Here is a 24,329-nt window from a genome sequence, read left to right as displayed (position 1 = left end):
GTCACCACCCCGCGGCCGGCACGCTCTGGCCGCTGAAAAAGGCAATTCGGCCCAGGTCCGGGTACGCGGGTTTCCCCCATGTATCGACCGCACATGCCAATTGCTTGAATCCCATCGCCGCGCGGCTGGATGGCCACAAGTCGACGACAGCCCCCTGGCGACGAATAGCCTGACGCAGCCACTCGTCGTACGGCAGCATGCCCATGTAGTCGAGCGCTACATCGAGGAAGCGCCCGCATACACGCGCCAGTTTTTCGTAGAGTTTTTTCGCGTCGCCCGCCTGGCGGACCATGTTGGCGACGATATGAAAGCGCCGCACGCCGAAGTCGTGGGCGAGAATCTTGATCAAGGCATACGCATCGGTGAGCGACGCCAGTTCGTCGCACACCACGATCAGCACGTCGTCGGACGCGGCGGCGAACATCGCCACGTTGTCAGCCACGCCGGCTGCGGTATCCACCACCAGAAATTCCGGCGGCTGGATCAAGTCGTCGAATGCGCGGATCACTGCGGCATGCTCACCGTTGCCCATCTTGGCCAGGCGGCGGATGCCCGAACCACCCGGTATCACCTTCAAGCCGTGCTGCGCCGGGATGATCAGATCCTGCAGCGTGCACTGGCCTTCCAGCAGATGGCCCACGTGGCGCATGGTGTTCAAGCCCAGTTGCACGTCCACATTGGCCACGCCCATGTCCGCATCCAGCAGCATCACGTCGCGGCCGGCCATCGCCATCGCCATGGCAAGATTGACGGCCACCGTGGTCTTCCCAACGCCGCCCTTGCCGCCAGCGACCGCAATGGTGCGCGTGATGCGCGTGCGGGGAACGATCGGGCGCAAGCTTGCAGCCTGATGGAACACGTCCACCTCCTCGAGCGGCGTAGGGGCGGCGGAAAACAGGTTGTGCAAACCGGCTGCCTGATTCATGTGCACTGCCTTGTTCATAGACCCGCCACCGCCATGCCGAAGCGCTCGGCCATATCCAGCTCATCGCCCGCGAAGCCGAGCCGGCGCTGCTGCTGCGCGGCGCGGCACACGAGCACGCGCGCGTCGGCAGCACTGATGTCTTCGGGAACGCGTTGGCCGTCGGTGGTGCAATCCAGCGGAATGCCGTGACGGACCAGAACCGAGAGCAAGCCACCCAGGCTCGGTGCTTCGTCCAGCTTGGTGGCGATGCACGCACTCGGCTTGATCGGCAGATACGCGCGCACCGATTCGTCCAGCGCGGACGCTTGTGCATTCGCGGCCAGTACCAGGCACGTACGCAACTGCGAGGCACCGTGCGCGCTGGCTTCGCGCAATACGTCCATCTGTTGTTGCAGACGCGGATCGCTGCCGGACACACCCGCGGTATCGACCAGCACGGTGTGGTGATCGCGCAACAGGTGCAGCGTCTGCGCCAAGCCGATCGCGTCGTAGGCGGGATACACGCGCACGCTCAGCAAGCGGCCATAGTGTTCGAGTTGCGCGGCGGCGCCGATGCGGTAGTGATCGGTGCTGACCAAGGCGACTTTGGTCGGGCCGTGATGCTTCACCGCGCACGCGGCGAGCTTGGCGATGGTGGTGGTCTTGCCCACACCGGTGGGACCGACCAGCGCCGTCACGCCGCATACGTCAGCAAGGCTGCGGCCGCTCACTTTCAGGCTGCGGCTGAGCAGACCCAGCGGCAAATAGCGCGCCTGATCAGCATTGATGTTTTCAGGCAGCTCATCGATGAGCTGGCGCGCCACATCGGTATCGATCCCCAGCCGCGACATGTCGCGCAACACACGAGCGCGCATGGGGCTGCGGCGCTCCATGTCGTTCCACGCAAGGCTGGAAAGTTGCTGTTCGAGCAACTGGCGCAGGCCACCGAGTTCGGTGCGCATGCGCGCGGTTTCCAACGCGTGCTGTTCGATCATCGGCTGCAGCGCGGCGATTTCGCTCGTCGGTAACGGCAACGGCGGCGGCGGCGGTGGCGTGACCGCGCGCACCGGCTCCTTCACGACTTCTTTGACGGGTTCTTTGGCGACATCCTTCGCGCGCTCTTTCAGCGTTTCGCGCGGTGTCTCCTTGATGGTTTCCTTCACCGGCGGTTTCGTGACGGCCGGCGCTGGCGTGTTGACTCGTGCAGCTTCGCGCATCAGCGCTTCGTCGTAGTCGACGGCGGCGATGATTTCGATACCTTCTTCGAGACGGCGCGTAGAAAGAATCACTGCGTCAGCGCCCTGCTCTGTACGCACGTCGCGCATCGCTTGACGCATGTCGGGGGCGAGGAAGCGTTTGATTTTCATGTGGCGCTCCCTGCTTCTGCCCCCTCTCCCCTCCGGGGAGAGGGTTGGGGTGAGGGGATGCTCTTGCGCAGACGGCTAATCGAAGCGTGCTTCGAATAAAGTCCAGTACGAGACTGGCCCCTCACCCCAGCCCTCTCCCCGGAGGGGAGAGGGAGCAAAGCTCGCATGCATGACGTCATCGTCCACCTCATCATTTATCGCCCAATCGCCTGCACCAATCGCACACGCCGGTTATCCGGTACTTCGTTGTAGGCCAGCACATGCAGGTTCTGGGCCACGTGGCGTGTGAAGCGCGAAAGCCACGGACGCAGTTGCGGTTGCACCAGCATCACCGCCGGTTCGCCGCTGGCCTCCTGCCGACGCGCCGCTTCGGCGACGCTCTGCTGCAGGCGGTCGGCGAGCCCCGGCTCTACGGCCGCACCTGCTGCACCACTGCTCGAGAGGGATCCGAGCAAGATCTGTTCCAGCTCCGGCGCCAAGGTCAGAACCGGGATTTCCGTGCCTAAACCCGCGATTTCCTGGACGATCTGGCGACCCAGCGCCACCCGCACATAGGCCGTGAGGGCGCCAGGATCCTGACTCTGGGCGGCGTGCTCCGCCAAAGACTCGACGATGGTGCGCATGTTGCGGATCGGCACCCGTTCGGCCAGCAGGTTTTGCAGCACTTTCACCACCACGCCCAGCGAAAGACGCTTGGGAACGAGGTCCTCCACCAGCTTGGGCGTGGTCTGCGCCAGGCGGTCCAGCAGCTGCTGCGCGTCCTGGTGGCCGAGCAGCTCGTGCGCGTGGTTTTGCAGGATGTGCGAAAGATGCGTGGCAATCACCGTGGCCGGATCGACCACTGTGTAGCCAAGCGCCTGCGCATGGTCGCGCTGGCTGTTCTCGATCCACACCGCTTCCAGTCCGAACGCGGGATCACGCGTGGTCACGCCCTGCAACGTGCCATGTACGCGTCCGGGATTGATGGCGAGATGACGCTCGGTATACACCTCCGCCTCGCCCATCGGCACGCCCATCAGAGAGATGCGATACGTGTTTGGCCCTAGGTCCAGGTTGTCGCGGATATGTACGGCCGCAACCAGAAAACCGAGTTCCTGAGACAGCTTGCGGCGCACCGACTTGATGCGCGACATCAACTCACCGCCCTGATTCTTGTCCACCAGCGGAATCAGGCGATAACCCACTTCCAAGCCCACCGGATCGACGCTGGCGACGTCTTCCCAACCTAGCTCAAGACGCTCGGCGGCAGCGGGCGCCGGCAGCGCTTCGGTCGCTGCCTTGGCCAGGCGTTCCTTGGTTTCTTTTTCGCGCTTCACCATCAACCATGCAGCGCCGCCGCAAACCGCACCCAGCATCAGGAAGGCGATGTTCGGCATGCCGGGAATCAAACCCATCACCCCCAGCACCACACCGGCCACTGCCAGCGCGCGCGGTTGCGCAAATACCTGCCCGACCACCTGCTTGCCCATGTCCTGCGACTTGGACACGCGCGTCACGATCACCGCGGTGGCAATCGACAGCATCAGCGCCGGCACCTGCGCGACGAGGCCGTCGCCGATGGTGAGCAGCGTATACGTGCGCGCCGCCTCGCCTGCGCTAAGGCCGTGTTGCAGCATGCCGACGAAGAAACCGCCGACGATGTTGATGAACAGAATCAGGATGCCCGCCGTCGCGTCGCCGCGCACGAACTTCGAGGCACCATCCATCGAGCCGTAGAAATCCGCTTCTTCGCGCACTTCCTGGCGACGTTCACGTGCCTGTTCCTGCGTCAGCAAACCAGCGTTGAGATCGGCGTCGATCGCCATCTGCTTGCCGGGCATCGAATCCAAGGTAAAACGCGCCGTCACTTCCGATACGCGCGTAGCGCCCTTGGTCACCACCACGAAGTTGATGATGGTGAGGATGGCGAACACCACCAGGCCGACCGCGAAATTGCCGCCGATCACGAATTCGCCGAAGGCCTCGATCACCTTGCCCGCCGCGCCTGCGCCATCGTGGCCATGCAGCAGAATCACGCGACTGGAAGCGATGTTGAGCGCCAGGCGCAGCAGCGTGCCGAGCAGCACGACCGTGGGAAACGCGCCAAATTCCAGCGGCCGCAACACGTACACCACCGCCAGCAGGATCACCAGCGACAACGCGATGTTGAAGCTGAAGAGAATGTCCAACACGAACGGTGGCAACGGCAGCATCAGCATCGCCAACATGGCGAGCATGACCACTGGTGCAGCTGCACCGCGGCGGCTGACCTGTTTGAAGCTATCGAGAACGCTTGCGGTTGCCATGCGTGTCGCCTTGTTCAATTACGGTTGGCGGTAACGGCCTTGCAGCTCGGGATCAATATCCGGCCGCGGCGCATCGGGAATGGGGCCACCACGTTCGACGGCCTGCTTGAGCTGGTAGACGTAGGCGAGAATCTGCGCGACAGCTACGTAGAGCGCAGACGGAATTTCGTGCCCGATCTCCGTGGTGGCATACAACGCGCGTGCCAGCGGTGGTGCTTCCACCATGGGAATGCGATGCGCGTCCGCTACCAGGCGAATCTGCTGCGCGAGCACATCCACGCCCTTGGCCACGACGCGCGGCGCGCGCATGCGTGCATCGTCGTAACGCAGCGCCACGGCGAAGTGCGTGGGGTTCACCACCACCACGTCGGCCTTGGGGACGTCCTGGATCATGCGCCGGCGCGCCATCTGGTGCTGCATCTGGCGAATGCGGCCTTTCAAATGCGGATCGCCTTCGCTTTCCTTGTGCTCGTCCTTCAACTCCTGCTTGGACATGCGATGACGGCGGTCGTAGTCGAAACGCTGCCAGAGCGCATCGAGGCCGCCGATCACGCCAAGAATCGCGGCGAACACCAGCGCGGCATGCGCCACCAGCGACAACGCACGGCCGACGCCTGCACTTATCTGTTCGCGTCCCGTCGCCATGACGGCGGCCTCGTCATGCCGCAACAGCAGCACCAAGGCAATGCCAATGACGGAGACTTTCAATAGCGACTTCGCCAGCTCGATCAAGCCATTGAGCGAAACCAGCCGGCCCAGCCCCGAAATCGGATCGAGACGGCCGAAGTTCGGCACCAAGGCTTCCGAGCTGAAATTGAGACCGCCGATCAATACGGTGGAGCCGACTGCCGCCAGCATGGTGGCAGCGAAGATCGGCATCAGCAGCGCTAGCATGTCGCCCAACGCGATATGCAGCACGCGCGACATCAGTTCGTCGCTGAACAATGCATCGCGCGAATAGCCCAAGCCCAATGCATAGATGTGCCGCATATGCATGTACATGCTGGAACTGTAGGAAAGCAGAATGCTGGCGCCGGCCAGCACCACCATCGCGCCAGAGAGATCGCGCGATCGCGGAACTTCGCCTTTTTCACGCGCTTCTTGTAAGCGTTTTTCTGACGCTCGTTCGGTGCGGTCTTCGTTTTCGGTCTCGGCCATGGCTTACTCCACGGCACATTTGAGCCCCTCTCCCTTCGGGAGAGGGGTTGGGGTGAGGGTGCGATCAGCGCGCGACATCCAATTACGCTGCAAGAGTCGATAACGCGCTCTGCCCGAACCCTCACCCGCCTTTCGGCACCCTCTCCCGAAGGGAGAGGGGCTCACTAAGACGGAACGCGAATGAATGTGGGAGCACATGATCAAAGCCCCGCCAAATGCCGCATCAAATCCCAACCCACCGCCTGCAGCGCCGAATACGCGCTCGACAGTCCGCGCATCGCCAGCCACAACGCGATAAAGCCCATGCTGATGCTGATCGGAAAGCCCACCGCAAACAGATTCATCGCCGGCGATGCGCGACTGGTTGCCGCAAAACCGATATTCACCAGCAGCAGTGCCGTCATCGCCGGCAAGGCCACACGCAGTGCACCGGAGAAGAGATCGCCACCAGCCATCACCAGTGCCCACAGGGATTTGCCATCCATGCCCGTGACACTGGGCGGCACGCTGCGAAAGCTGTCCGCCAGCAACTGGATCACTTGCAGATGGCCATCCATCGCCAGGAACAGCAGGCTCGCCATCACCATGTAGAACTGGCCCAGCACCGGCACGCTGGTGTTGCTGGTCGGGCTGATCAATTCCGCAAAGCCCAAACCCATGCTTTGCCCGATCAAAATGCCACCGTACGAAACCGCCTGAAAAACCAGCTGCAGCACGAAGCCGATGCTGGCGCCGATCAGCAGCTGCATCGCCATCGTCGCCACGCCGGTGGCGCTGAATAGATCCATCTCGGTGGGTGCGAGCGGCGATAACACCATCGTCAGTACGACGATGATGGCTGTGCGGATGCGCGCCGGCATCACGGTGGCATTGAAGATCGGCGCCGCCATGCAGAAGCCGCCCACGCGACCCAGGGCCCAGAGCATGCCGGATACCCAATGGATCAGCGTAGCCAGCTCGATCGTCATTTGATCGCTTCCGGCAAGCCGACAATGATGTCGTGCGTAAATTGCACCAGGGTGTGCAGCATCCACGGACCGACCAGCAATCCCACCGCCGCCATCGCCAGCAACTTTGGAATGAAGCTCAGCGTCATTTCGTGGATCTGCGTGGCAGCCTGGAGAATGCCGATAAGCAAGCCAACCAGCAGCGCAGTAAGCAGCAGCGGCGCGGCAACGAGCATGCCGATGTAGAGCGCATGCTGGCCGAAGTGGATCACCCATTCCGGCGTCATGTGTAGAAGCTCCCCGCCAAGGTGCCAACCAGCAATGACCACCCATCCACCATCACGAACAACATGATCTTGAACGGCAGCGAGATGATCGACGGCGACACCATCGCCATGCCCATCGACATCAGCACACTTGCCACCACTACATCGATCACCAGGAAGGGAATGAACAGCAGAAAGCCCATCTGAAACGCTGTCTTCAGTTCGCTGGTGATGAAAGCCGGCATGGCCACGCGGAACGGCACGTCGTCCTTGCTGGCATAGGGTTGTTCCTTCGCCAGGTGCGTGAAGAGCTGTAGATCCGCGTCACGCGTCTGATTCAGCATGAAATGCTTGAATGGTGCAGCGGCAGCGGGAATAGCAGCTTCCGCGCTGATCTGATGATCCATGTACGGCTTCACGCCATCTTCGTAAGCGCGATTGAGCACCGGCGACATTACGAACAACGTCAGGAACAGCGCCAACCCCAGCAGCACCTGGTTGGGTGGCGTGGATTGCGTGGACAACGCCTGCCGCAGAAAGCTCAGCACGATGATGATGCGCGTGAACGAGGTCATCATCAGCAACACCGCGGGCAGCAGGCTCAGCACTGTCATCAGTGCCACCACCTGCAGCGAAACGCTCCAGTTCTGGCCGTTGCCTGCGTTTTGTACGGTTAGTACGGGGATGCCGGCTTGCTGCGAGATCGGAGCGATGGGAGTGATCGGCGCAATGGCCGATGACGTCGTGGTTGTTGTGCTGTTGGCCGCTTGTGCGTTGAAAGGAATCAACATCAAAGCCAACAAAAAGAATGCGACGTATGCCAGCTTGCCCATTACCTTCCTGATCCCGTCATCCCAGCGAAGGCTGGGATCCAGTGACTTTTGTGGAGCCAAGGCGCTGGATCCCAGCTTTCGCTGGGATGACGAACTTTGAAACTCACGACAAGCATGGATATTCATGACTTGCGCCCCAAGCGACCCAGCAACTCCGCAAAAGGCGGCACCTGTGCAGGCACCGGCGCGGCGTCCACCGGCACCGTGCCTTCGTAAACATGCAAAGCCCGTACACCACCGGCACCAACGCCGACCAGCAAGCGCTTGCCATCGGCTTCGATCAACAACACACGCTCACGCGCGCTGATCGACATGCTTTCAATGCAGCGCAAGCGTCGCCCCCCAACGAATTGCCGAGACTGCAAACGCCGCGTCAGCCAGCCTGCGGCGAAGATCAGCGCAACGATCGCGCCCAGACTCAACACCACGCGAATCAATTCGCCGGTCACGTTGATATCGGGCACGCTCGCCGCAGGCGCGCGCGCCAGCATGGACATTACGATGCTCATCTCAGCTTGCGCACCCGTTCTGCGGGGCTGATCACGTCGGTGAGACGAATACCGAACTTTTCGTTGATCACCACCACTTCGCCGTGCGCCACCAGCGTGCCGTTGACGAATACGTCCAGCGGTTCACCGGCGGCGCGATCCAGTTCCACCACCGAACCCTGATTGAGCTGCAGCAGGTTGCGAATGCTGATGCGCGTGCGGCCCACTTCCATCGCCAGCGTCACGGGCACGTCCAGGATCATGTCGAGACTGACGTCAGCCGGGTTCTCGCCGGCTGCTGTCAAGGCATCCAATCCCATGTGATGGTCACCGTTCTTGTGGTCGATGTTCTGATTCATGCGATTTTTTCCGGAGCAAAGTCGAACGTGGAAAGCGGGGCACGGCGCCCGGCCGCGCGCTTGTAGCGAACCGCGTAGCGGCCATTGGATTGGCCATACTCGCCGCGGAAAATCGGTATGTCTTCGGCAAACACGGTGGTGACATCCGGCAGGCCGATGGGAATCACGTCCCCGACGCGCAAGCCCAGGAAGTCGCCGATGCTGATCTCGGTTTCCAGCAGCAGCGAACTGAGCTCGACTTCCGCGTCCATCACTTCCTCATGCAGGCAGTTGATCCAGCGCTCGTCGCGCTCGCCCATACGGTCGCTCTGCACACCGGCATCGAGCATGGTGCGGATCGGCTCCACCATCGCGTAAGGCAGAGTGAGATGCACTTCGCCACCACCGCCATCGAGTTCCACGTGGAAGCGCGAGACCACTACGGTCTCGGTGGGGCTGACAATGTTGGCGAACTGCGGATTGATCTCGGAATTGGTGAATTCGAACTGCACCTGCATAGCCGGCGCCCAGGCTTCGGTCATCGCGACAAACACTTCGGCGAGCAGGATCTGGATGACGCGGTTTTCGGTCGGCGTGAAATCACGACCTTCGATGCGCGCGTGATAGCGCCCGTCGCCGCCGAAGAAGTTGTCGATCACGGTGAACACCAGCCGCGGCTCCATCACCGCGAGCGCGGTACCGCGCAGCGGCTTCACCTTGATCAGGTTGAGATTGCTCGGCACGTTCAGTCCGTGCACGTATTCGCTGAACTTCTGCATCTTTACGCCGAGCACCGACACTTCGCAGGTCTTGCGCAGTACGCCGAACAACTGAGTGCGGAAGAAGCGCGCGAAGCGATCGTTGATCATCTCCAGCGTCGGCAATCGGCCGCGCACGATGCGGTCCTGCTGGGTAAAGTCGAAATCCAGCACCGAACCCGGCGGCGGCGGCATGTCGCTTTCGGTTTCGATCTGGCCTCCGTCGACGCCGTTGAGCAGGGCGTCGATTTCTTCCTGGGAAAGCAGGTCGCTCATCGCTTGTTCCCCGTTACTGCATGACGAAGCTGGTGAAATACAAGGCATCGACATCCGGCTTGCCGGTCTTGTCGGCCACGATCTTGCGCACAGCGTCCAGCGCCTCGGCCTGCAGCTTTTTCTTGCCCGCGATGTCGCTCAGGCCGGCATAGGTCTGGCTACTGAACAACATCACTAGCGCGTTGCGGATCACCGGATCGCTTTCTTTCATGGCCTGTACGGCAGCCGGATCGTGCGTCATCACGGTCACGCCCACCTGCAGATAGCGCGTGGAATCCTGATCCTGGAAATTCACGACGAAGGCAGGATCGAGCGGCAGGAACAATTCCGGTGCCTTGGGCGCGGTTGCCGTCGCGGCATTTGCCTGCGCGCCTTGCCCGCGGCTGTACAGATAACCGCCTGCGCCCAGCAGCGCGACGACAGCGATGCCGATGTACAGCTTTGTCCCGCCCTTTTTCTTGGCAGTCGCAGTTTCGTTTCCATCGAGAGACTCGGCGTTAGCCATGAACAACCCCGTTCCATAACAAGACGTGATGCCGCGCTTCGCGAAGCGGGCTTAGCTAGGAGTGTTTTAGCAAGCGGCGTGCCATGCTTAGGAACCGCGTGGCGGCGCGGTTTGTGCGTGATGTGAAGAGGCAGGGCGGCGTTTTATTGACGCGTGTCGGGATGTAGGCGGGGCGTGTGCGTGGTGATTTCGTCGGTGCGCGATGTGCTGCCGCCACCTATCCAACGCTGATGAAAAAGCCACAGCTCGTCGCCCCGGCGAAGGCCGGGGCCCAGTGTCTTGACGTCGAAGCACAGTCGCTGGGTCCCGGCCTTCGCCGGGACGACGACAGTAAGGCAAGTTCTCAGGACGCTCAGTCAGAGCGTGCGCATTGGATCAAGCAAACGCGTCGACAAGACCTACGGCGACACGCGCAGCCGTAGCCACAGGCGTATCAACAACGTCGTCATTGGCCGTGCCTGACGCTTGCGCCTGCTGCCCCTGCTGCCCGCCAAACTGCTGCTGCGCGTGCTGCCCCACCGTCGCATGCCCGAGCGAAAGCCCCTGCCCGCTCAGCATCTGATTGAGCTGATCCAACCCTTGCTGCACGGCGGTGGTCGTGGCGGCATGCTGCGTCATGAAACTTACGTCCACCCGGCCGTGCTCCACGCTTACCTTCACGTCAAGCGGACCGAGGTTTTGTGGATTCAGGCGTATCTGTGCCTGCTTCACATCCTGGCCACTGAGCCAGGTGATTTGTTGACCGAGTTCCTTCGCGAAGCCGGAGGTACCCACCGGCGCGTTCATCGCGAGATTGTGTGTAGCTCCGGTTGTTGCGCCCGTCGAAGCAGCGGATGCTGCTGCAGTAATACTGCCCAACGCAGCGAGGTCCGGTGAATTCTGCGAACCATTGTCTGTTGCCGCCGATGCCGCAGCCGGAACGCTTGCATGACCGATGGCTGCAAGGCCAGCGGCAAATGTCTGGAGATTGTCGCCACCGCTTGGCGTTGACGCGCCGCCATCCGCCGTAGCGGAAGCATTGTTCGTATCGCTGGCAACGGCGTTGTCGGCATTTGCGCTTGCGAAAGCTGAGGCTTTTTGCGACAGGGCACCGATGCCATCGGACATCTGCAAGCTGCCGTTGGCTGAGGTTGTGGTGGTTGGTGAAATGCCCATCGCCGCCGCAAGCGGCGTGGGAATTAACGCCGTCGCCAGCGCGTCAGGCTGCGCGGCGGCGATTGGTTTGTTGCCGGGTTGCGCGACTGGCTTTGCAGGTGCCGCATGCGTGCTTGCTGCCGTGCCACCAGGCGTATCGCCCGCGGCATGATCGATCAAGCTGAGCACGACGCTGGCCAGCGTGCCGACGCCCCCTGTAAGGTCGATGCCGCTATCGCTGGTGTTTGTTGCGTCATCCTGCTTGGATGCGTTGGCATCACCCGGCTTGTCGGTGTTGCTCGACGGATTGTCGGCCTGTGCAGTGGATGTCTGCCTGGTGTTGTCGTTCTGTTCCGCGTCGCTGTTCTGCTTGGGCGTCTGCGTTGAATCCGACGATTGCCGCTGCGCGGACTGCAGATGCGAGGTGAAGCTGGCGCCGCTGTGCTGTTGGCTCTCCCACCTTGGAGCGCCGGCGTGCTGCGTCGAGGTCGACGGGGTGATGGGTAGAGAAGGTAGTGGCGTGGCGCTCATGCGCGAATGCTCTTCAGGACGTTGGCCTTGGAAACGACAGCAAGAAGCGAGCCATCAGCTTCATGACGGGCCCATCCTGTTGCCGCGATATTGCATCCGCTCGTCTACTTCGGCTTGCTCAAGCCGTTGTTCGCGCTGGCTTTCCTGCTTACGCAAGCGCTCGACCACACTATCGAGTGCGTTTTCGCGCGCATGTGCCTGCAACCAGCGTTCACGCGCACCATCGAGCTGGCGCTGCAAGCGTTCGACGAGCTTGATCTGCTGCACGATCGCCTGATCGATGCGGTCGACGAATTGTTGACGGTTGAGCAAGGCGCTCACCGTCAGGCCGCCGTCGCCGAGGCTGTATTCACGGCGATAGCGCTTCAATTCTTCCAATTGCTGCTCGGCATGCGCGAGTTTCTGCTGATGGTCGGCCAGGCGCTGCAGCGCATCTTTTTGTCGCCGTTGGGCTTGGTCCACAGCCGGTTGCAGTCGATCCGAACGCGATGGCATGGCTTAGATCTCCGCAATGATGGAAGCCAACCTTTCTTGTGCAGCATGCAATTCGACAGGCTCGTCGACTTCTTGCTGCAGGAACCGGACCAGGCGCGGATACATCGCGATAGCCTGATCAACCTGCGCGTCGGAACCTTTCTGGTACGCGCCTACGGCGATCAGATCCTGCCGCTGGCGATACGCCGAATAGATCTGGCGGAAGCGCTGCGCGGCGCGCATCTGCTCTTTCGCCACCACGGCCGGCATCACGCGGCTGATCGAAGCCTCGATATCGATGGCGGGGTAATGGCCCGCTTCGGCCAGGTCGCGCGAAAGCACGATATGGCCGTCCAGAATCGCACGCGCCGCGTCGGCGATGGGATCGTGGCGGTGATCGTCGCCCTCAGTAAGCACGGTGTAAAACGCGGTGATGGAACCGCGCCCTTGGGCATCATTGCCTGCACGTTCCACCAGGGCAGGCAGCATGGCGAACACGGACGGCGGATAGCCCTTGGTCGCCGGCGGCTCGCCGATCGCCAGGGCAATTTCACGCTGCGCCTGCGCGTAGCGCGTCAGCGAGTCCATCAGCAACAGCACGCGCTGGCCGCGATCGCGAAACCACTCGGCGATCGCGGTGGCATATTGCGCACCACGCAAGCGCTTGAGCGGCGGCGCATCGGCCGGCGCAGCCACGATGACCGCGCGTTCGCGGCCTTCATGCCCTAGCGTGTGTTCGACGAACTCTTTCACTTCGCGTCCGCGTTCGCCGATCAGTCCGACGACCACGACATCGGCATCGGTGTAGCGCGTCATCATGCCAAGCAAGGTGGACTTGCCCACGCCGGAACCGGCGAACAAGCCAATGCGCTGGCCGCGCCCTACCGTCAACAATGCATTGATGGCGCACACGCCGGTGTCCAGCGGCGTATCGATCGGTTTGCGTGCCATCGGGTTGATGGGCTCGCGCTTGAGCGCGGCATGGCTATCCGCACGCAACGGACCTTCACCGTCCAGCGGCATGCCGTCGGCGCCGACCACGCGACCAAGCAAAGCCTCGCCCACTGGTAGCCCGCCTGTACGTAAGCAAGGCCGCACGCGCGCATTTGGCAGCACACCGTGCATTTCGGTTACCGGCATCAGCAGCAGCCGCTCATCGGCGAAACCCACCACTTCGGTATCCAGTTCGCTGCCGTCGGCAGCGTCGACCAGGCAGCGCGCGCCCAACGGCGCCTCACAACCTTCGGCTTCCAATGTCAAACCCACTACGCGACGCAAGCGTCCTTCCACAGTCAACAATTGCGCGGCGCGCGCATGCTGGGCGCGCAGGCCAAGTTGCCGGCGCCAGCGCTGATGCTTGCCTGGCGCGGCGTTGGTCATGCGGAAACCTCTTCCGCGCCGTCATCGAGATCATCGCCAATAACGGCATCGACGACGGCGGCCAGTCGCGTGCTGACGCGTGCATCCAGACGCGAGCGCTCGCTCTCCAGCACGACATCACCGCGTTGCAATGCGGGGTTGGCGCCAAAACGCCAATGCGGTTCGGCCGCGGCAAGCTCGCGCAACAGATCCAGATCGCTGGGATTCACCCACACGCGCAATTCGCGCGTGGCTGATGGCAAGGCCGCGGCGGCTTCGCGCACGGCGCGCTCGATCAGTGATGGATCGAGTTGCAGTTCGCGTATCACCACACGCTGCGCAATGACTGTAGCGAGCAGTGCAAGCTCGTGTTCGACGGCATCGTCCATGCCCGTGAGCGGACGTGCGGCGGCGGCGCAAAGCGCTTCGAGGCGCGCAAGGCGCTCGTCCATTTCTTTCTTTGCCGCTGCGCGGCCTTCGGCCAAGCCCGCAGCGTAGCCTTCCTCGCGCGCCTGGCGTTCGATTTCTTCCAGTTCGTAGACCGTCGGGCCGGGTGGTGCCGCAGGTTCAACTGCGGCTTCGCTGCCGACCGAAGGCGGTTCCCAACGATTGAAGCCTGCAATGGTTTCGCGAGTGAGGACGTTGGGCATCAAAGCACTCCTCGCGCGACATGCTCCCTCTCCCCTTCGGGGAGAGGGTTGGGGTGAGGGGCTGCGCTTGCGTAGGACGTCACGCTTGCGTTGCTGTGCTCTTTTGATGGTTCGTGCCACAAAGAGACATCTCGCGAGGTTGACCCCTCACCCCAGCCCTCTCCCCCGTTATCGATCAAAGACGGGGGAGAGGGAGCTGGTTTACGGCAAGACAACGCAACGCGCCCCATCACACAAACTCATCGCCACTGGCCGAAAGACTGATCTGCCCCGCATCTGCCAGCTTGCGCGCAATCATCAACACTTCCTTCTGCGCGGCATCGACTTCGCTGAGCTTGACCGGGCCTTTCACTTCCAGATCGTCGCGCAACATATCGGCGGCGCGTTTGGACATGTTCGCGAAAATCTTTTCGCGTATCGCCACCTCCGCACCCTTCAGCGCCACGATCAGGCCTGCGGAGGGCACTTCGCGCAGCAAGGTCTGCATGCTGCGATCGTCGATGTCGGCCAGATCGTCGAACACGAACATCAACTCTTCGATCTTGGTGCTGAGGCCAGCGTCATGCGTGCGGATCGCACTCATCAATTCGTTTTCGCGCGAGGTTTCCATCGCGTTGAGAATGTCGGCTGCCGCTTTGAGTCCACCCACCGTCGCCGATTTCAGCTTGCTCGACGTGCCGGAGAACTGGCGCTCCATGATCTCGTCCAGTTCGTTCAACGCCTGCGGCTGCACACCATCAAGATTGGCGATGCGCATCACGGCATCGCTGCGCACGCGCTGCGGCAGGTAGCCGATCACTTCGGCAGCCTGGTCCGGTTCCAGATGCGCCAGCACCAACGCGATGATCTGTGGATGTTCCATGCCGATCATCTCGGCAATGGCGCGGCTTTCCATCCACTTCAGTGATTCCAGGCCCTTGGTGGAGCGCCCCAGCAAAATGCGATCGATCAGGCTGCCGGCCTTGGTTTCGCCCAGCGCGCTGACCAGCACCTTGCGAATGTATTCCTCGGTGCCAACGCCAAGTGCGGTCTGACGACCGATGTCATCGTTCAAGCGATTGAGTACGTGCTCTACTTGATCGCGCGACACGTTGCTGAGTGTCGCCATGGCGGTGCCGACGGCTTGGACGTCGCGCGCGCTCAAATGCTTGAGCACCTCGGCTGCGTCTTGCTCGCCTAGGGTCAGCAACAGGATGGCTGCACGTTGCGCGCCGTTGAGCAGAGTCTCAGCTGCCATCGTCGCCCACCCAATTCATCACGACTTGCGCGACTTGCTTGGAATTCTCCTGCGCCAGCTTGCGTGCAAGCCCGATCTTCTGCTCGTACGCCATGTTCTGGATTTGCGGCGAAGTGATGCGCACCGAGTCTTCGCGATCACGTTCATCATCAGCGATGCGCACGGAAACGGTCGGCATGGGTCCGGCCAACGCGGTCATCGGTTCCGGCCCGCGCAGCAGGCCCTTGAGCAACGGCCGCAACAAACCGAAAGCGATCAATACGGCAATGAGAATGCCCGCGCCTTGCTTGATCAGATCCAGCATGCCCGGACGCATCCAGAATGGTTGCGCAACCGGCGCGGCGTCGACCGGCGAATCGGAGAACGCCTGGTTGATCACGGTAACGTTGTCGCCACGCTGCTGGTCGTAGCCCACCACGTTCTTGGTGAGGTCGGTCAGATGTTCCAACTCTTGCTGGGTAAGCGGAATGCTCTTGCCTTTGCCGTCCGGCGCAGGCTTGTTGTCGACCACCACCGCTACTGTCAGGCGTGTCAACTTGCCGGCGGGATTGCTGACGTGGCTGACGGTGCGACCGAGTTCGTAATTGCGCGTGGCGCTGGACGATGTGTCGGTTGGCGTTGCGTTGGCGGTATTGCTTGCCGCGGCATTCGCGGCAGGCGGCGTGCCGGCGTTGGGCTTGGCTGCGGTCGGCTGCGCCACGGTGTTCGGTGGCTGATTGCTCAATGCACCCGCGATTTCGCCGGCGGCGCCATCGCGCTTCTGTTCACTGTTCGTCTGCTCGCTGCGCAAAGCAGGTTTGTCGCTGTCGTAGCTTTCGCTGGCTTTTTCGGTCTGGCTGAAATCCAATGCGACGTCGACTTGCGCGCGCACACGTCCTGCGCCCATCAAAGGCGTGAGCAAGGTTTCGATGCGCTGCGCGTAACTGTTCTCCATGCGCGTGACCAAGCGCATATGCGCATCGCCCACCGCACCAGGACTATCCGGATCGGAAACCGTCAGCAGCGTGCCCTGCTGATCCACCAGTGACACCTGCGAAGGATCGAGATCCGGCACGCTGGACGACACCAGATGAACGATCGCCTGCACTTGGCTGCTGTCGAGCTGGCGACCGGGATAAAGCGTGAGCAACACCGACGCACTCGCCGGATGATTATCGCGAATGAACGCAGACGGCTTGGGCAGCGCCAAATGCACCCGCGCTGCGCGCACGAACTGCAAGCCGGCGATGGTGTTGCCAAGATCCGTTTCCAGCATTTCGCGATAGCGCGTGCTTTCGGCCAGATCGCTCATGCCGAACGGCGAATCGTTTTGCGGAAGCATGGCACCGGCGGTACTGCCTTGCGGCAGGCCCTGGCTCGCCAGCTTCAGGCGAGTGTCGGCCAGGACGTCGGCCGGCACCGAAATGGACGCGCCATCTGCGCCAAGACGAAAAGGCGTATTGGTGCTTTGCAGGGCTTGCGTGACTGCGGCGGCATCTTTCGGGTCCAGCCCCGCATACAACAAGGCGAAATTCGGACCGCGCGACCACAACACGATGCCCACGCCCAACGCCACTGCCGCAGCGACGCCTATCAGCAGCATCAACAAGCGGGCGGTCGGATTGCGCAGGAGACTCTTGAGCTGGTCCGGGCGCGCGTTGGTGGTAGCGGGAATGTTGTCGGCCATGAGTCGTCGGTGTGAACGTTATGGGTTACGCGACTGCTCTCTCCCCGTAGGAGAGAGGGAACAAAGCACTTCAAACCGGCATGTTCATGATGGTGGTGTACGCATCGACCAGCTTGTTGCGTACTTCCACCAATCCACGGAATGCGAGATCCGCCTTCTGCCCTGCGATCGACGTCTTGACGATGTCGGCGCCGGGATCACCGCGTTCGAACGCGCTGACCTGTGTCTGCGCTTCATTCTGCTGCGTAACCACTGATCCGATGCTCTGCTTGAACAAGGTGCTGAAATCCACGCTTGGGCTATTGGCCGACGCAGGCAACGAAGCCTTCGGCGTCGTACCCGCAGCTTGCGCGCTGAGTGCGCGCAACTGCGAAAGCACACTGTTGACGTCAATCTGACTCATGTCGGTTTTCCAACGCTTACGCGGTTACTGAGTGCTTTATGCAACGGCCGTGCCACTCTCCGCCGCCGGATCATTGCTACGGCAAGCCGACTGCAAACCGTACTTGCGCAGCTTCTCCACCAACGTGGTGCGCTGCATGTGCAACAGCTTCGCCGCATGCGCCACTACGCCGTCGGTGATGTCGAGCGCTTGGCGGATCAATCCCACTTCGATGTCGGCCAGGTGATCCTTCAGATCCACACCGCCCTCGGGCAGCAGCACTTCGGCATCCATCAAATGGCGGTTGTGTGCGGGCGCCGTCTTGCTCTGACCGTCGAGCATGGCGCGCACGACGCTGCCGCCGGTTTCTTCGATCGGTTGCGTGCCGCGGTATTTCTCCGGCAGATCGCTGGCGCGCACTTCGCTGTTCGGATAGAGAATGGCCAGGCGTTCGACCAGGTTGGACAGTTCGCGCACGTTGCCCGGCCAGTTGTGCTGGCGCAACGACTGCATCGCGCTGCCGCTGAAGCGCACACTGTTGAGACCGCGGCGCTGCAGGCGTTGATTGAATTCGGTGATCAGCTCCGGCATGTCGTCCAAGTGCTCGCGCAGCGACGGCATCTCCAGCGGGAACACGCTGAGGCGGTAATAGAGGTCTTCGCGGAAGCGGCCTTCGGCCGTAGCTACTTCGAGATTGCGATGCGTGGCGGCAATGATGCGCACGTCGCAGCGCTGGGTACGGTTGCTGCCAACACGTTCGTACATGCGTTCTTGCAGCACACGCAACAACTTCACTTGCATCGGCAGGCTCATGTCGCCGATTTCGTCCAGGAACAGGGTGCCGCCTTCGGCCATCTCGAAGCGGCCCTTGCGCGTGCTGATGGCGCCGGTGAACGCACCCTTCTCATGACCGAACAGTTCGCTTTCCAACAGTTCGGCCGGAATCGCGCCGCAGTTGATCGCCACGAATGGCTTGTCACGACGCGGCGAACAATCGTGAATGGCGCGCGCCACCATTTCCTTGCCGGTGCCGGATTCACCCAGCACCAATACGCTGGAATCAAACGGCGACACTTGGCGGATCAACGCGTTGACGCGGCCCATCGCCGTGGAGTTGCCGACCAGGCGCAGCGGCGCCGGATTGCTCTGCGTGCGCAGCGTGGGTGCACGACGCATGGCTTCGGCCAGACGTTCGTAGCGCAGCGGAAAATCCAGCACTTCAATTTGCGCCGCATGCGACGAACCGCCTTTGGTCAAACGTTCCAGTTGCGGCGAATCGGAGCCGACCAGCACCAGCAATTGTTCGACCGGCACTTCGAGCGAGGCCAGCAATTGGTCGCAAAGGGTTTCGTCTTCAATACCGCCTATATAAACAGCTCGCCAATCGTGCGTCATCGAATCGGTAGGCAGCGACGCATCCCAGCGCTGCGGAAAGAAGCCCATGAATTGCATGGCCGAGGTGATGATGTCGGCGCGTGTTCCGTTTGATTCGATGATGAGTACGTTGCTGTTTGGCATAAGCGCGGATCCTGCTGCATTGACTGCGACTGCTGTGACGAACAACGACCATTCCAGTCCCAATGTCGTGTTGTCCCCTGTGTGTCAGCTATCCGTCGTGACACGTGCAGCAGTCCAGCAAGAAGAACGCCAAAAATTTCGCAGCAAGTTGGCCCGTGGCATACGTCGCGGATGCGATGTGACGGATTTCTCGCACCATACCTGCACGAATTCACATTCCTGACTGAAGCAAGAAATCGTTTACTTATTTGATTTGGATGGATTTTTTTGCCCGACAAATACTACTTATCGATGGCGCCCAAAATCGTTATGGATACGTATGCGTGGCGGGAATTCGCCGTTACTGAATGTGCAATGGCGTGATAGGCATCACACTCTGTATTTGCCCCCTGGCACGTTTTCCGCCATTCCCGTCAGACGTGCTTCAGCCACTTTGCGTCTGTGGTGACAAAAAACGAAACGTTCCAACCCATCCTCGACCACGTCGCTCAACGCACAAAAGTAAACGAAAGTATTGTCATCGTTTAGTAGGCGCCCGCGTTGCGCTGGTAGCTCCAATGGCAAGGCCCGACAAGCATCGAAATGCAGGCGTACAAGCAGACTTTCGGCCGCTGGAAGCGCGCTTTCCGGCACGATCATGCCCACTGCGTTGAAACTCACCGGCTGGCGCGGTGGCAGCAGCGTGGCCGGCAGCAGCAGGCGATCGACGATATCCAGCAGTACGTTGATCTTGCTGTCCATCCGTTGCAATTCCAGCATCAGTGGGCTGTCGTCATCGCTGGTGCTTTCGGATCGGCGCTCATCCAATGCGGCGAGCGATCTCAATACGTGAAGGTTGCGCTCGTTCAGACGCGTGATGTCTTCCAATGCTGGATCGAAGGCACCGATGTCGACATGCGGCTGGCCTTGATACGTCACGCGTTCGGAAAACGCCTGCCATTTCGCTTCATCTTGTTGGGTTTGCATGAACTCCCCTCTCATGTGCCGGCTTTATGACGGCATGCCGGTATCAGTGTGGATTATTCATAAGGCGTGCCAGTGCCCATGATTCCTTTCCGCGGAGGGCATAGGTATCTACACATTTTCAGGGAGGCTCGATTTTGCCTCACCGTCATTCCGGCGAAGGCCGGAATCCAGTCTAAATATGCGTCCGAAGGACACGTAATTGGTTTTGAGTGCTTCGCACGACGCATTTGAACTGGATTCCGGCCTTCGCCGGAATGACGACAAGGTACAGTTCAGCCCTATCGAAAGTTATACCCATGCTCGCGGGGAAAGGTAGCAATAGCGACGTCACCGCGCCGACATCACATACGTCTGCAATGCCCGATGGTTGTACTGATGTTGGCTGAGCTGCTGCTCAACCTTATCGCGCACCTGTTCGGCACACTCCAGCAATGTGCGGTTATGGGCCTGTAAAACCTGCAGAGTTTCACGACATTCCGAATCGAGCGTTCCGGCTTGCAATTGTTGCAGATGAAACTGGCGTCGCTCATCGAGTTCGGTAACCAGTGCCCAATTGTCGTGCGCAGCAGCGTCGATCATTTCGACGGTAAGCGCCAAGGTGTGCTGCAAACTGATCAGTGCCGCGTCGTTCATAGCGCCGCAGCTTTCGCCTTTGCCTGGGCCTGTTCCGCCAGATAAGGTTCGCGAATCGCATGCCAGGCTTCGCGGATCGGCGCGATCAGGCGTTCGCATTCATCCAGCGCACGCAAATCATCGTGGATCTGTGCATGCAGTAGGCGCCGGGTGATGTAGTCGTATAAAGCATCAAGGCGACCGGTAAGCGTAGGTTCCACGCTGTGATCGAGACTCTCGCGCAAGGCGACGAGAATGCCGATGGCCTTTCCAAAAGCCTGGCCCTTGGCCGGAATATCCTTGTGCAGAATATGGCCGCGTGCCTGGCTGATGCGATCGACCAGGCCATCGAGCAGCATCGCCAACAACTGGTGACGATCCGCACCTTCCACACTGCCTTGCGCGCGTGTTTGTGCGTAGAGCGCGCTTCCATTGCGGGATGGGTAACTCATGATCAACCCTTGCTGCTACTGCTGCTGGTGCCGGTAAGCGCGTTCATCGCCTGGGTGAGATAGGAACTGGTGTTGTTGAGCGACGACATCAGCGAACTCAAGTTGGTGTACTGCTGGACCAATTGCTGCTGGTAAACCGCCATGCGCGCGTTCAACGCCGTCTGCGCCGACGATTGTGTGGTCAGATCGCTATTGAGGTTGTTGATGCGCGTCTGCAGCACGCCAGAACTGCTGTTGAAGTTGGTCACCAGGGTATTGAGCCGCGTAGCGATACCATTGGTGCCCGTGAAAAGCTGCTGCACCGATGAGGGGTTGCTGGACAGCGTGTTCGCCAACGTGGTCGAGTTCAGCGCCAGCGTGCCGTCGGCATTGCGGGTGATGCCCAGGTTGGCCAGGCTGCCAAGGCTGCTGCTCGAAACCTTGCTGCCCAGCACGCTGGAGATTTGGCTCTGCACTGCCGACAGCGTAGCGTCGCCCAGCAGCACACCCGCAACTTTGGTGGTGCTGTTGTAACTTTGCAGCTGGCTCACCGTGCTGGCGTACGTGTTGTACGCGGAGACGAAGTCGTTCACCGCCGTGCTGATCGGCGTGGTGCTTTGCGCGACGGTGAGCTGGGTGCTGCCCGTGGTGGAGAGGTTGAGCGTGACACCGGTCAGCGCGCCGCTCACGCTATTGGTGGGGCTGCTGACGGAAATGCCGTCGATCGTCAGCTGCGCATTGCCCGCCGCGGTGCTGGGCGTATTGAGCGCACTCGCCAGCGCGCTGACGCCGCTGCTGCTGCCGCTGCCCGCGCTAACGCTGAAGGCGTTGGCGGTGCCGGTGCTGGTGGAAGTAAGCACCAGCTGATTGCCGTTCACGCCCGACACGATGGTGGCGGTCACGCCCGGATTGCCGCTGGCGTTGTTGATATTGCTGGCGATGGACGAAAGCGTGTCGCTCGCACCCACCGACACATTTAAGGTCTTGCCGCCCACGGTGATGTTGAGCGCGCCGGTACCTACCGTAGCGGTGCTCGACTGTGCTGCGCTCACGCTTTTCTGCGCGGTAGCCAGCTGCGTCACGTTGATGTTGTAGCTGCCGGGCGAAGCATCCGGCAGCGTGCTGGCCGTGCCGAGCGAGGTGTTGGAAAGCGTGGTGGTGTACGTGGCGTAGGTGGAGCTGGAGGTCAACTCGCTCAGCGCGGACTGCACGCCGGACAGCGCTGTCTGCAGTGCGGTAAGTCCGGCGATCTGGTTGTTGTCCTGGTTGGTCTGGTTGGTGATCTGTGCCTGTGGACCGGCTTCCTGTGCATTGACCAGCGCCGTGATGATGGAGTTGACGTCCAGACCCGTACCTAGACCCAGCGAACTGAGCAGGCCGGTACCGCTGATGCTGCTGCCGCTGGAGCTGCCGGTGCTGGAAGTGGAACTGGCACCGCTGATCGCACTAGCAAGCGCGCTCGAGGTACTGCCCAGGCTGGAAATGCTGCTCATGAAGGCCTCATCGAAGGGTTTCTGGCGCCATCGAACCGCCGGCAAAGCTCACGTTCCTACTGTTGATCGAATGAGAGCTTTGCCCACCGCTCGCGTGGGTTTTCTGACGGCTTGAAGGCCGTCAGACCCCTTGAAGCAAAAACCCGGCCATGGCTTGCGCCATGGCCGGTCATACCGATTAACCCAGCAGCTTGAGGATCTGCTGCGGCTGGGCATTCGCGGTGGCCAGCACCGAAATACCTGCCTGTTGCAACACCTGCGACTTGCTCAAATCCGCGGTAGTCGCCGCAAAGTCGGTGTCCTGAATCGAGCTTTGCGAAGCCGTCAGGTTGGTCTGCTCCGCACTCAACGTGGCGATCGTCGACTGGAAGCGGTTCTGCACGCCGCCCAGCTGGCTCTGGAAGTTACTGACCTGGGTCAGCGCCACATCCACGCGTGAGATCAGGTTGTTGGCGTCGTCCACCGTCAAAACATCGCCGCCTGCCAGCGAACCGGAGGCCGTGATCACCGAACCATCGGTGTAAGCCGCACCCGTGGCGGCAAAGCCGGTGGCCGTGGAGCCTGCACCGCTGGCACCGAAAGCAACAGCACCCGTGGTGAGGTTGAACGCCGTGCCTGCTGCACCGGTGAGCGCCGAGCCGGAAACGGCCAGCTCGCCAGTGGAATAGACATTGATGCCACCGTTCTTGTTTACAGCTGCACTCACGCCCGCGATACCCGCCGCGTTGATTGCATCAGCCACGCCCTGTGCGCTGTTGGCGCTGGCACCGCTCAAGCTGTAGCTCTTGCCATCCGCACCCTCGATGGTCAGGCCGCTCAGGCTGATCGACTGGCCCGACACACCACTGGCATTGACGAACGCACCACTGAGATCGGCCGTGGAGATTTCCGAGGTCTGGCCGAGCTGCGACGTAGTAGCGCCCTGACCGAGGTTTACGTTGATCTGCTGGCCAACGTTCGAGCCGATCTGGAACGACAACTGGCCGACCGATCCATTCAACACGTTGGTGCCGTTGAAGCTGGTCTGGTTGGCGATACGCGTGATTTCCGACAGGTACTGCTGCACCGAGGTGTCGATCGCGGCGCGGTCGGAAGCCTGGTACGTGCCGTTGGCGGACTGCACGGCCAAGTCACGGATGGACTGCAGGTTGGAAGTGATCTGGCTCAGTGCGGAACCCGCAGTCTGCGCCAGGTTGATGGCATCGCTCGCGTTGGTGCTGGCCTGACCCAGACCGCCGATCTGCGTCTGGAAACGGCTGGCAATGGCGAAGCCGGCAGCGTTGTCAGCGGCGCTGTTGATCTTCAGACCCGAGGACAGGTCACGGGTGGCGGTGCTCAACTCGCTGCCCGACTTGGACAAGTTGTTCTGGGCCTGCAGCGAAGCGATGTTGGTATTTAAAACGAGTGACATTGGATGTCTCCTGAAACCGGATAGGTGGTACTCAAACCGGCGGGGTCCAGTCACGTTTTGCTGTGCCGACCGCCTCAGGGACTTTTTCGGCGCTGGTGGGGATTACTTGAGATTTTTTTGTTGTGCGGCCAAGGAGATGGGTGCGAAAAATGTGATGGGGAGCGCTAAAGGTTTTGCTGGTGCTGTCGAAGTGCGGTGTGTTGTGTTGTTGGCTCATCGGCGAGTGCGTGGCATTACCTGCGGCGCTTCCGGTCGCGAAGCGACCGGGTCACTTTTCTTTGCTGGCCCCAGTACTGTCCGGTAAAAACACCCGTCACCATCGTTAACCGACTGATATTTC

At 61.2% G+C, this 24,329-nt stretch carries 25 protein-coding genes; all 25 read right to left on the bottom strand.

The genetic code is table 11. The features are described 5' to 3' along the window. Position 1 precedes the first annotated feature (1 nt). A complete protein-coding gene (locus QQJ86_RS13400; RefSeq protein WP_284321462.1) occupies positions 2–925 on the bottom strand; it encodes a MinD/ParA family ATP-binding protein in 924 nt (307 codons plus the stop codon). A gap of 14 nt (positions 926–939) precedes the next feature. Beyond that, positions 940–2,271, bottom strand: coding sequence for a flagellar biosynthesis GTPase FlhF (gene flhF, locus QQJ86_RS13395; RefSeq protein ID WP_284321461.1), 1,332 nt, complete (start codon positions 2,269–2,271; stop codon positions 940–942). A 194-nt stretch (positions 2,272–2,465) separates the two neighbouring features. After that, positions 2,466–4,556: a flagellar biosynthesis protein FlhA gene (gene flhA / locus QQJ86_RS13390; protein ID WP_284321460.1), complete on the bottom strand. Its 2,091-nt coding sequence runs from the start codon at positions 4,554–4,556 to the stop codon at positions 2,466–2,468. Between the two features lie 18 nt (positions 4,557–4,574). Continuing rightward, the gene (gene flhB, locus QQJ86_RS13385) at positions 4,575–5,714 is read right to left on the bottom strand and encodes a flagellar biosynthesis protein FlhB (protein ID WP_284321459.1); all 1,140 of its coding nucleotides are present in this window, start codon (positions 5,712–5,714) and stop codon (positions 4,575–4,577) included. Positions 5,715–5,914: 200 nt separating this feature from the next. After that, positions 5,915–6,682, bottom strand: coding sequence for a flagellar biosynthetic protein FliR (gene fliR, locus QQJ86_RS13380; protein WP_284321458.1), 768 nt, complete (start codon positions 6,680–6,682; stop codon positions 5,915–5,917). Next, positions 6,679–6,948 carry a flagellar biosynthesis protein FliQ gene (fliQ, locus tag QQJ86_RS13375; RefSeq protein WP_284321457.1) on the bottom strand — a complete coding sequence of 90 codons (270 nt, stop codon included), beginning with the start codon at positions 6,946–6,948 and terminating at the stop codon, positions 6,679–6,681. Before fliQ ends, fliR begins: the two co-directional genes overlap by 4 nt. Beyond that, on the bottom strand, positions 6,945–7,760 hold the full coding sequence (gene fliP, locus QQJ86_RS13370; protein WP_284321456.1) for a flagellar type III secretion system pore protein FliP: 816 nt from the start codon (positions 7,758–7,760) through the stop codon (positions 6,945–6,947). Before fliP ends, fliQ begins: the two co-directional genes overlap by 4 nt. A gap of 122 nt (positions 7,761–7,882) precedes the next feature. Next, positions 7,883–8,269, bottom strand: a complete 387-nt coding sequence (fliO, locus tag QQJ86_RS13365; protein WP_284321455.1) for a flagellar biosynthetic protein FliO — start codon at positions 8,267–8,269, stop codon at positions 7,883–7,885. Continuing rightward, on the bottom strand, positions 8,266–8,568 hold the full coding sequence (fliN, locus tag QQJ86_RS13360; protein ID WP_284321704.1) for a flagellar motor switch protein FliN: 303 nt from the start codon (positions 8,566–8,568) through the stop codon (positions 8,266–8,268). Before fliN ends, fliO begins: the two co-directional genes overlap by 4 nt. Positions 8,569–8,603: 35 nt before the next feature. Further along, positions 8,604–9,620: a flagellar motor switch protein FliM gene (fliM, locus tag QQJ86_RS13355; protein ID WP_284321454.1), complete on the bottom strand. Its 1,017-nt coding sequence runs from the start codon at positions 9,618–9,620 to the stop codon at positions 8,604–8,606. A gap of 13 nt (positions 9,621–9,633) precedes the next feature. Continuing rightward, complete coding sequence (locus QQJ86_RS13350; RefSeq protein ID WP_284321453.1) at positions 9,634–10,125, bottom strand: flagellar basal body-associated FliL family protein; 492 nt, start codon at positions 10,123–10,125, stop codon at positions 9,634–9,636. 375 nt (positions 10,126–10,500) lie between these two features. Beyond that, positions 10,501–11,790, bottom strand: coding sequence for a flagellar hook-length control protein FliK (locus tag QQJ86_RS13345; RefSeq protein WP_284321452.1), 1,290 nt, complete (start codon positions 11,788–11,790; stop codon positions 10,501–10,503). Positions 11,791–11,850: 60 nt separating this feature from the next. Further along, the gene (gene fliJ / locus QQJ86_RS13340) at positions 11,851–12,285 is read right to left on the bottom strand and encodes a flagellar export protein FliJ (RefSeq protein WP_284321451.1); all 435 of its coding nucleotides are present in this window, start codon (positions 12,283–12,285) and stop codon (positions 11,851–11,853) included. Positions 12,286–12,288: 3 nt separating this feature from the next. Next, positions 12,289–13,644: a flagellar protein export ATPase FliI gene (gene fliI, locus QQJ86_RS13335; RefSeq protein ID WP_284321450.1), complete on the bottom strand. Its 1,356-nt coding sequence runs from the start codon at positions 13,642–13,644 to the stop codon at positions 12,289–12,291. Further along, positions 13,641–14,273 carry a FliH/SctL family protein gene (locus QQJ86_RS13330; RefSeq protein WP_284321449.1) on the bottom strand — a complete coding sequence of 211 codons (633 nt, stop codon included), beginning with the start codon at positions 14,271–14,273 and terminating at the stop codon, positions 13,641–13,643. Before QQJ86_RS13330 ends, fliI begins: the two co-directional genes overlap by 4 nt. A 229-nt stretch (positions 14,274–14,502) precedes the next feature. After that, complete coding sequence (gene fliG, locus QQJ86_RS13325; protein ID WP_284321448.1) at positions 14,503–15,510, bottom strand: flagellar motor switch protein FliG; 1,008 nt, start codon at positions 15,508–15,510, stop codon at positions 14,503–14,505. Further along, entirely contained in the window at positions 15,500–17,176 is a 1,677-nt protein-coding gene (gene fliF, locus QQJ86_RS13320; RefSeq protein WP_284321447.1) for a flagellar basal-body MS-ring/collar protein FliF, read from the bottom strand. Before fliF ends, fliG begins: the two co-directional genes overlap by 11 nt. Positions 17,177–17,246: 70 nt before the next feature. Beyond that, positions 17,247–17,579, bottom strand: coding sequence for a flagellar hook-basal body complex protein FliE (fliE, locus tag QQJ86_RS13315; protein ID WP_284321446.1), 333 nt, complete (start codon positions 17,577–17,579; stop codon positions 17,247–17,249). A 36-nt stretch (positions 17,580–17,615) separates the two neighbouring features. Further along, positions 17,616–19,076, bottom strand: a complete 1,461-nt coding sequence (locus QQJ86_RS13310) for a sigma-54 dependent transcriptional regulator (RefSeq protein ID WP_284321445.1) — start codon at positions 19,074–19,076, stop codon at positions 17,616–17,618. A gap of 369 nt (positions 19,077–19,445) precedes the next feature. Next, positions 19,446–20,042: a PilZ domain-containing protein gene (locus tag QQJ86_RS13305; protein WP_284321444.1), complete on the bottom strand. Its 597-nt coding sequence runs from the start codon at positions 20,040–20,042 to the stop codon at positions 19,446–19,448. A gap of 327 nt (positions 20,043–20,369) precedes the next feature. Further along, complete coding sequence (gene fliT / locus QQJ86_RS13300) at positions 20,370–20,675, bottom strand: flagellar protein FliT (protein ID WP_284321443.1); 306 nt, start codon at positions 20,673–20,675, stop codon at positions 20,370–20,372. After that, positions 20,672–21,106, bottom strand: a complete 435-nt coding sequence (fliS, locus tag QQJ86_RS13295) for a flagellar export chaperone FliS (protein ID WP_284321442.1) — start codon at positions 21,104–21,106, stop codon at positions 20,672–20,674. Before fliS ends, fliT begins: the two co-directional genes overlap by 4 nt. 2 nt (positions 21,107–21,108) lie before the next feature. Further along, entirely contained in the window at positions 21,109–22,578 is a 1,470-nt protein-coding gene (gene fliD, locus QQJ86_RS13290) for a flagellar filament capping protein FliD (RefSeq protein WP_284321441.1), read from the bottom strand. Between the two features lie 178 nt (positions 22,579–22,756). Beyond that, complete coding sequence (locus QQJ86_RS13285; protein ID WP_284321440.1) at positions 22,757–23,989, bottom strand: flagellin N-terminal helical domain-containing protein; 1,233 nt, start codon at positions 23,987–23,989, stop codon at positions 22,757–22,759. A 31-nt stretch (positions 23,990–24,020) separates the two neighbouring features. Then, positions 24,021–24,206 carry a hypothetical protein gene (locus QQJ86_RS13280; RefSeq protein ID WP_284321439.1) on the bottom strand — a complete coding sequence of 62 codons (186 nt, stop codon included), beginning with the start codon at positions 24,204–24,206 and terminating at the stop codon, positions 24,021–24,023. Positions 24,207–24,329: the final 123 nt, after the last annotated feature.

The sequence above is a fragment of the Dyella acidisoli genome (assembly GCF_030160295.1).
Taxonomy (GTDB): domain Bacteria; phylum Pseudomonadota; class Gammaproteobacteria; order Xanthomonadales; family Rhodanobacteraceae; genus Dyella_B; species Dyella_B acidisoli.
This window is presented reverse-complemented; position numbering and strand designations above follow the sequence as displayed.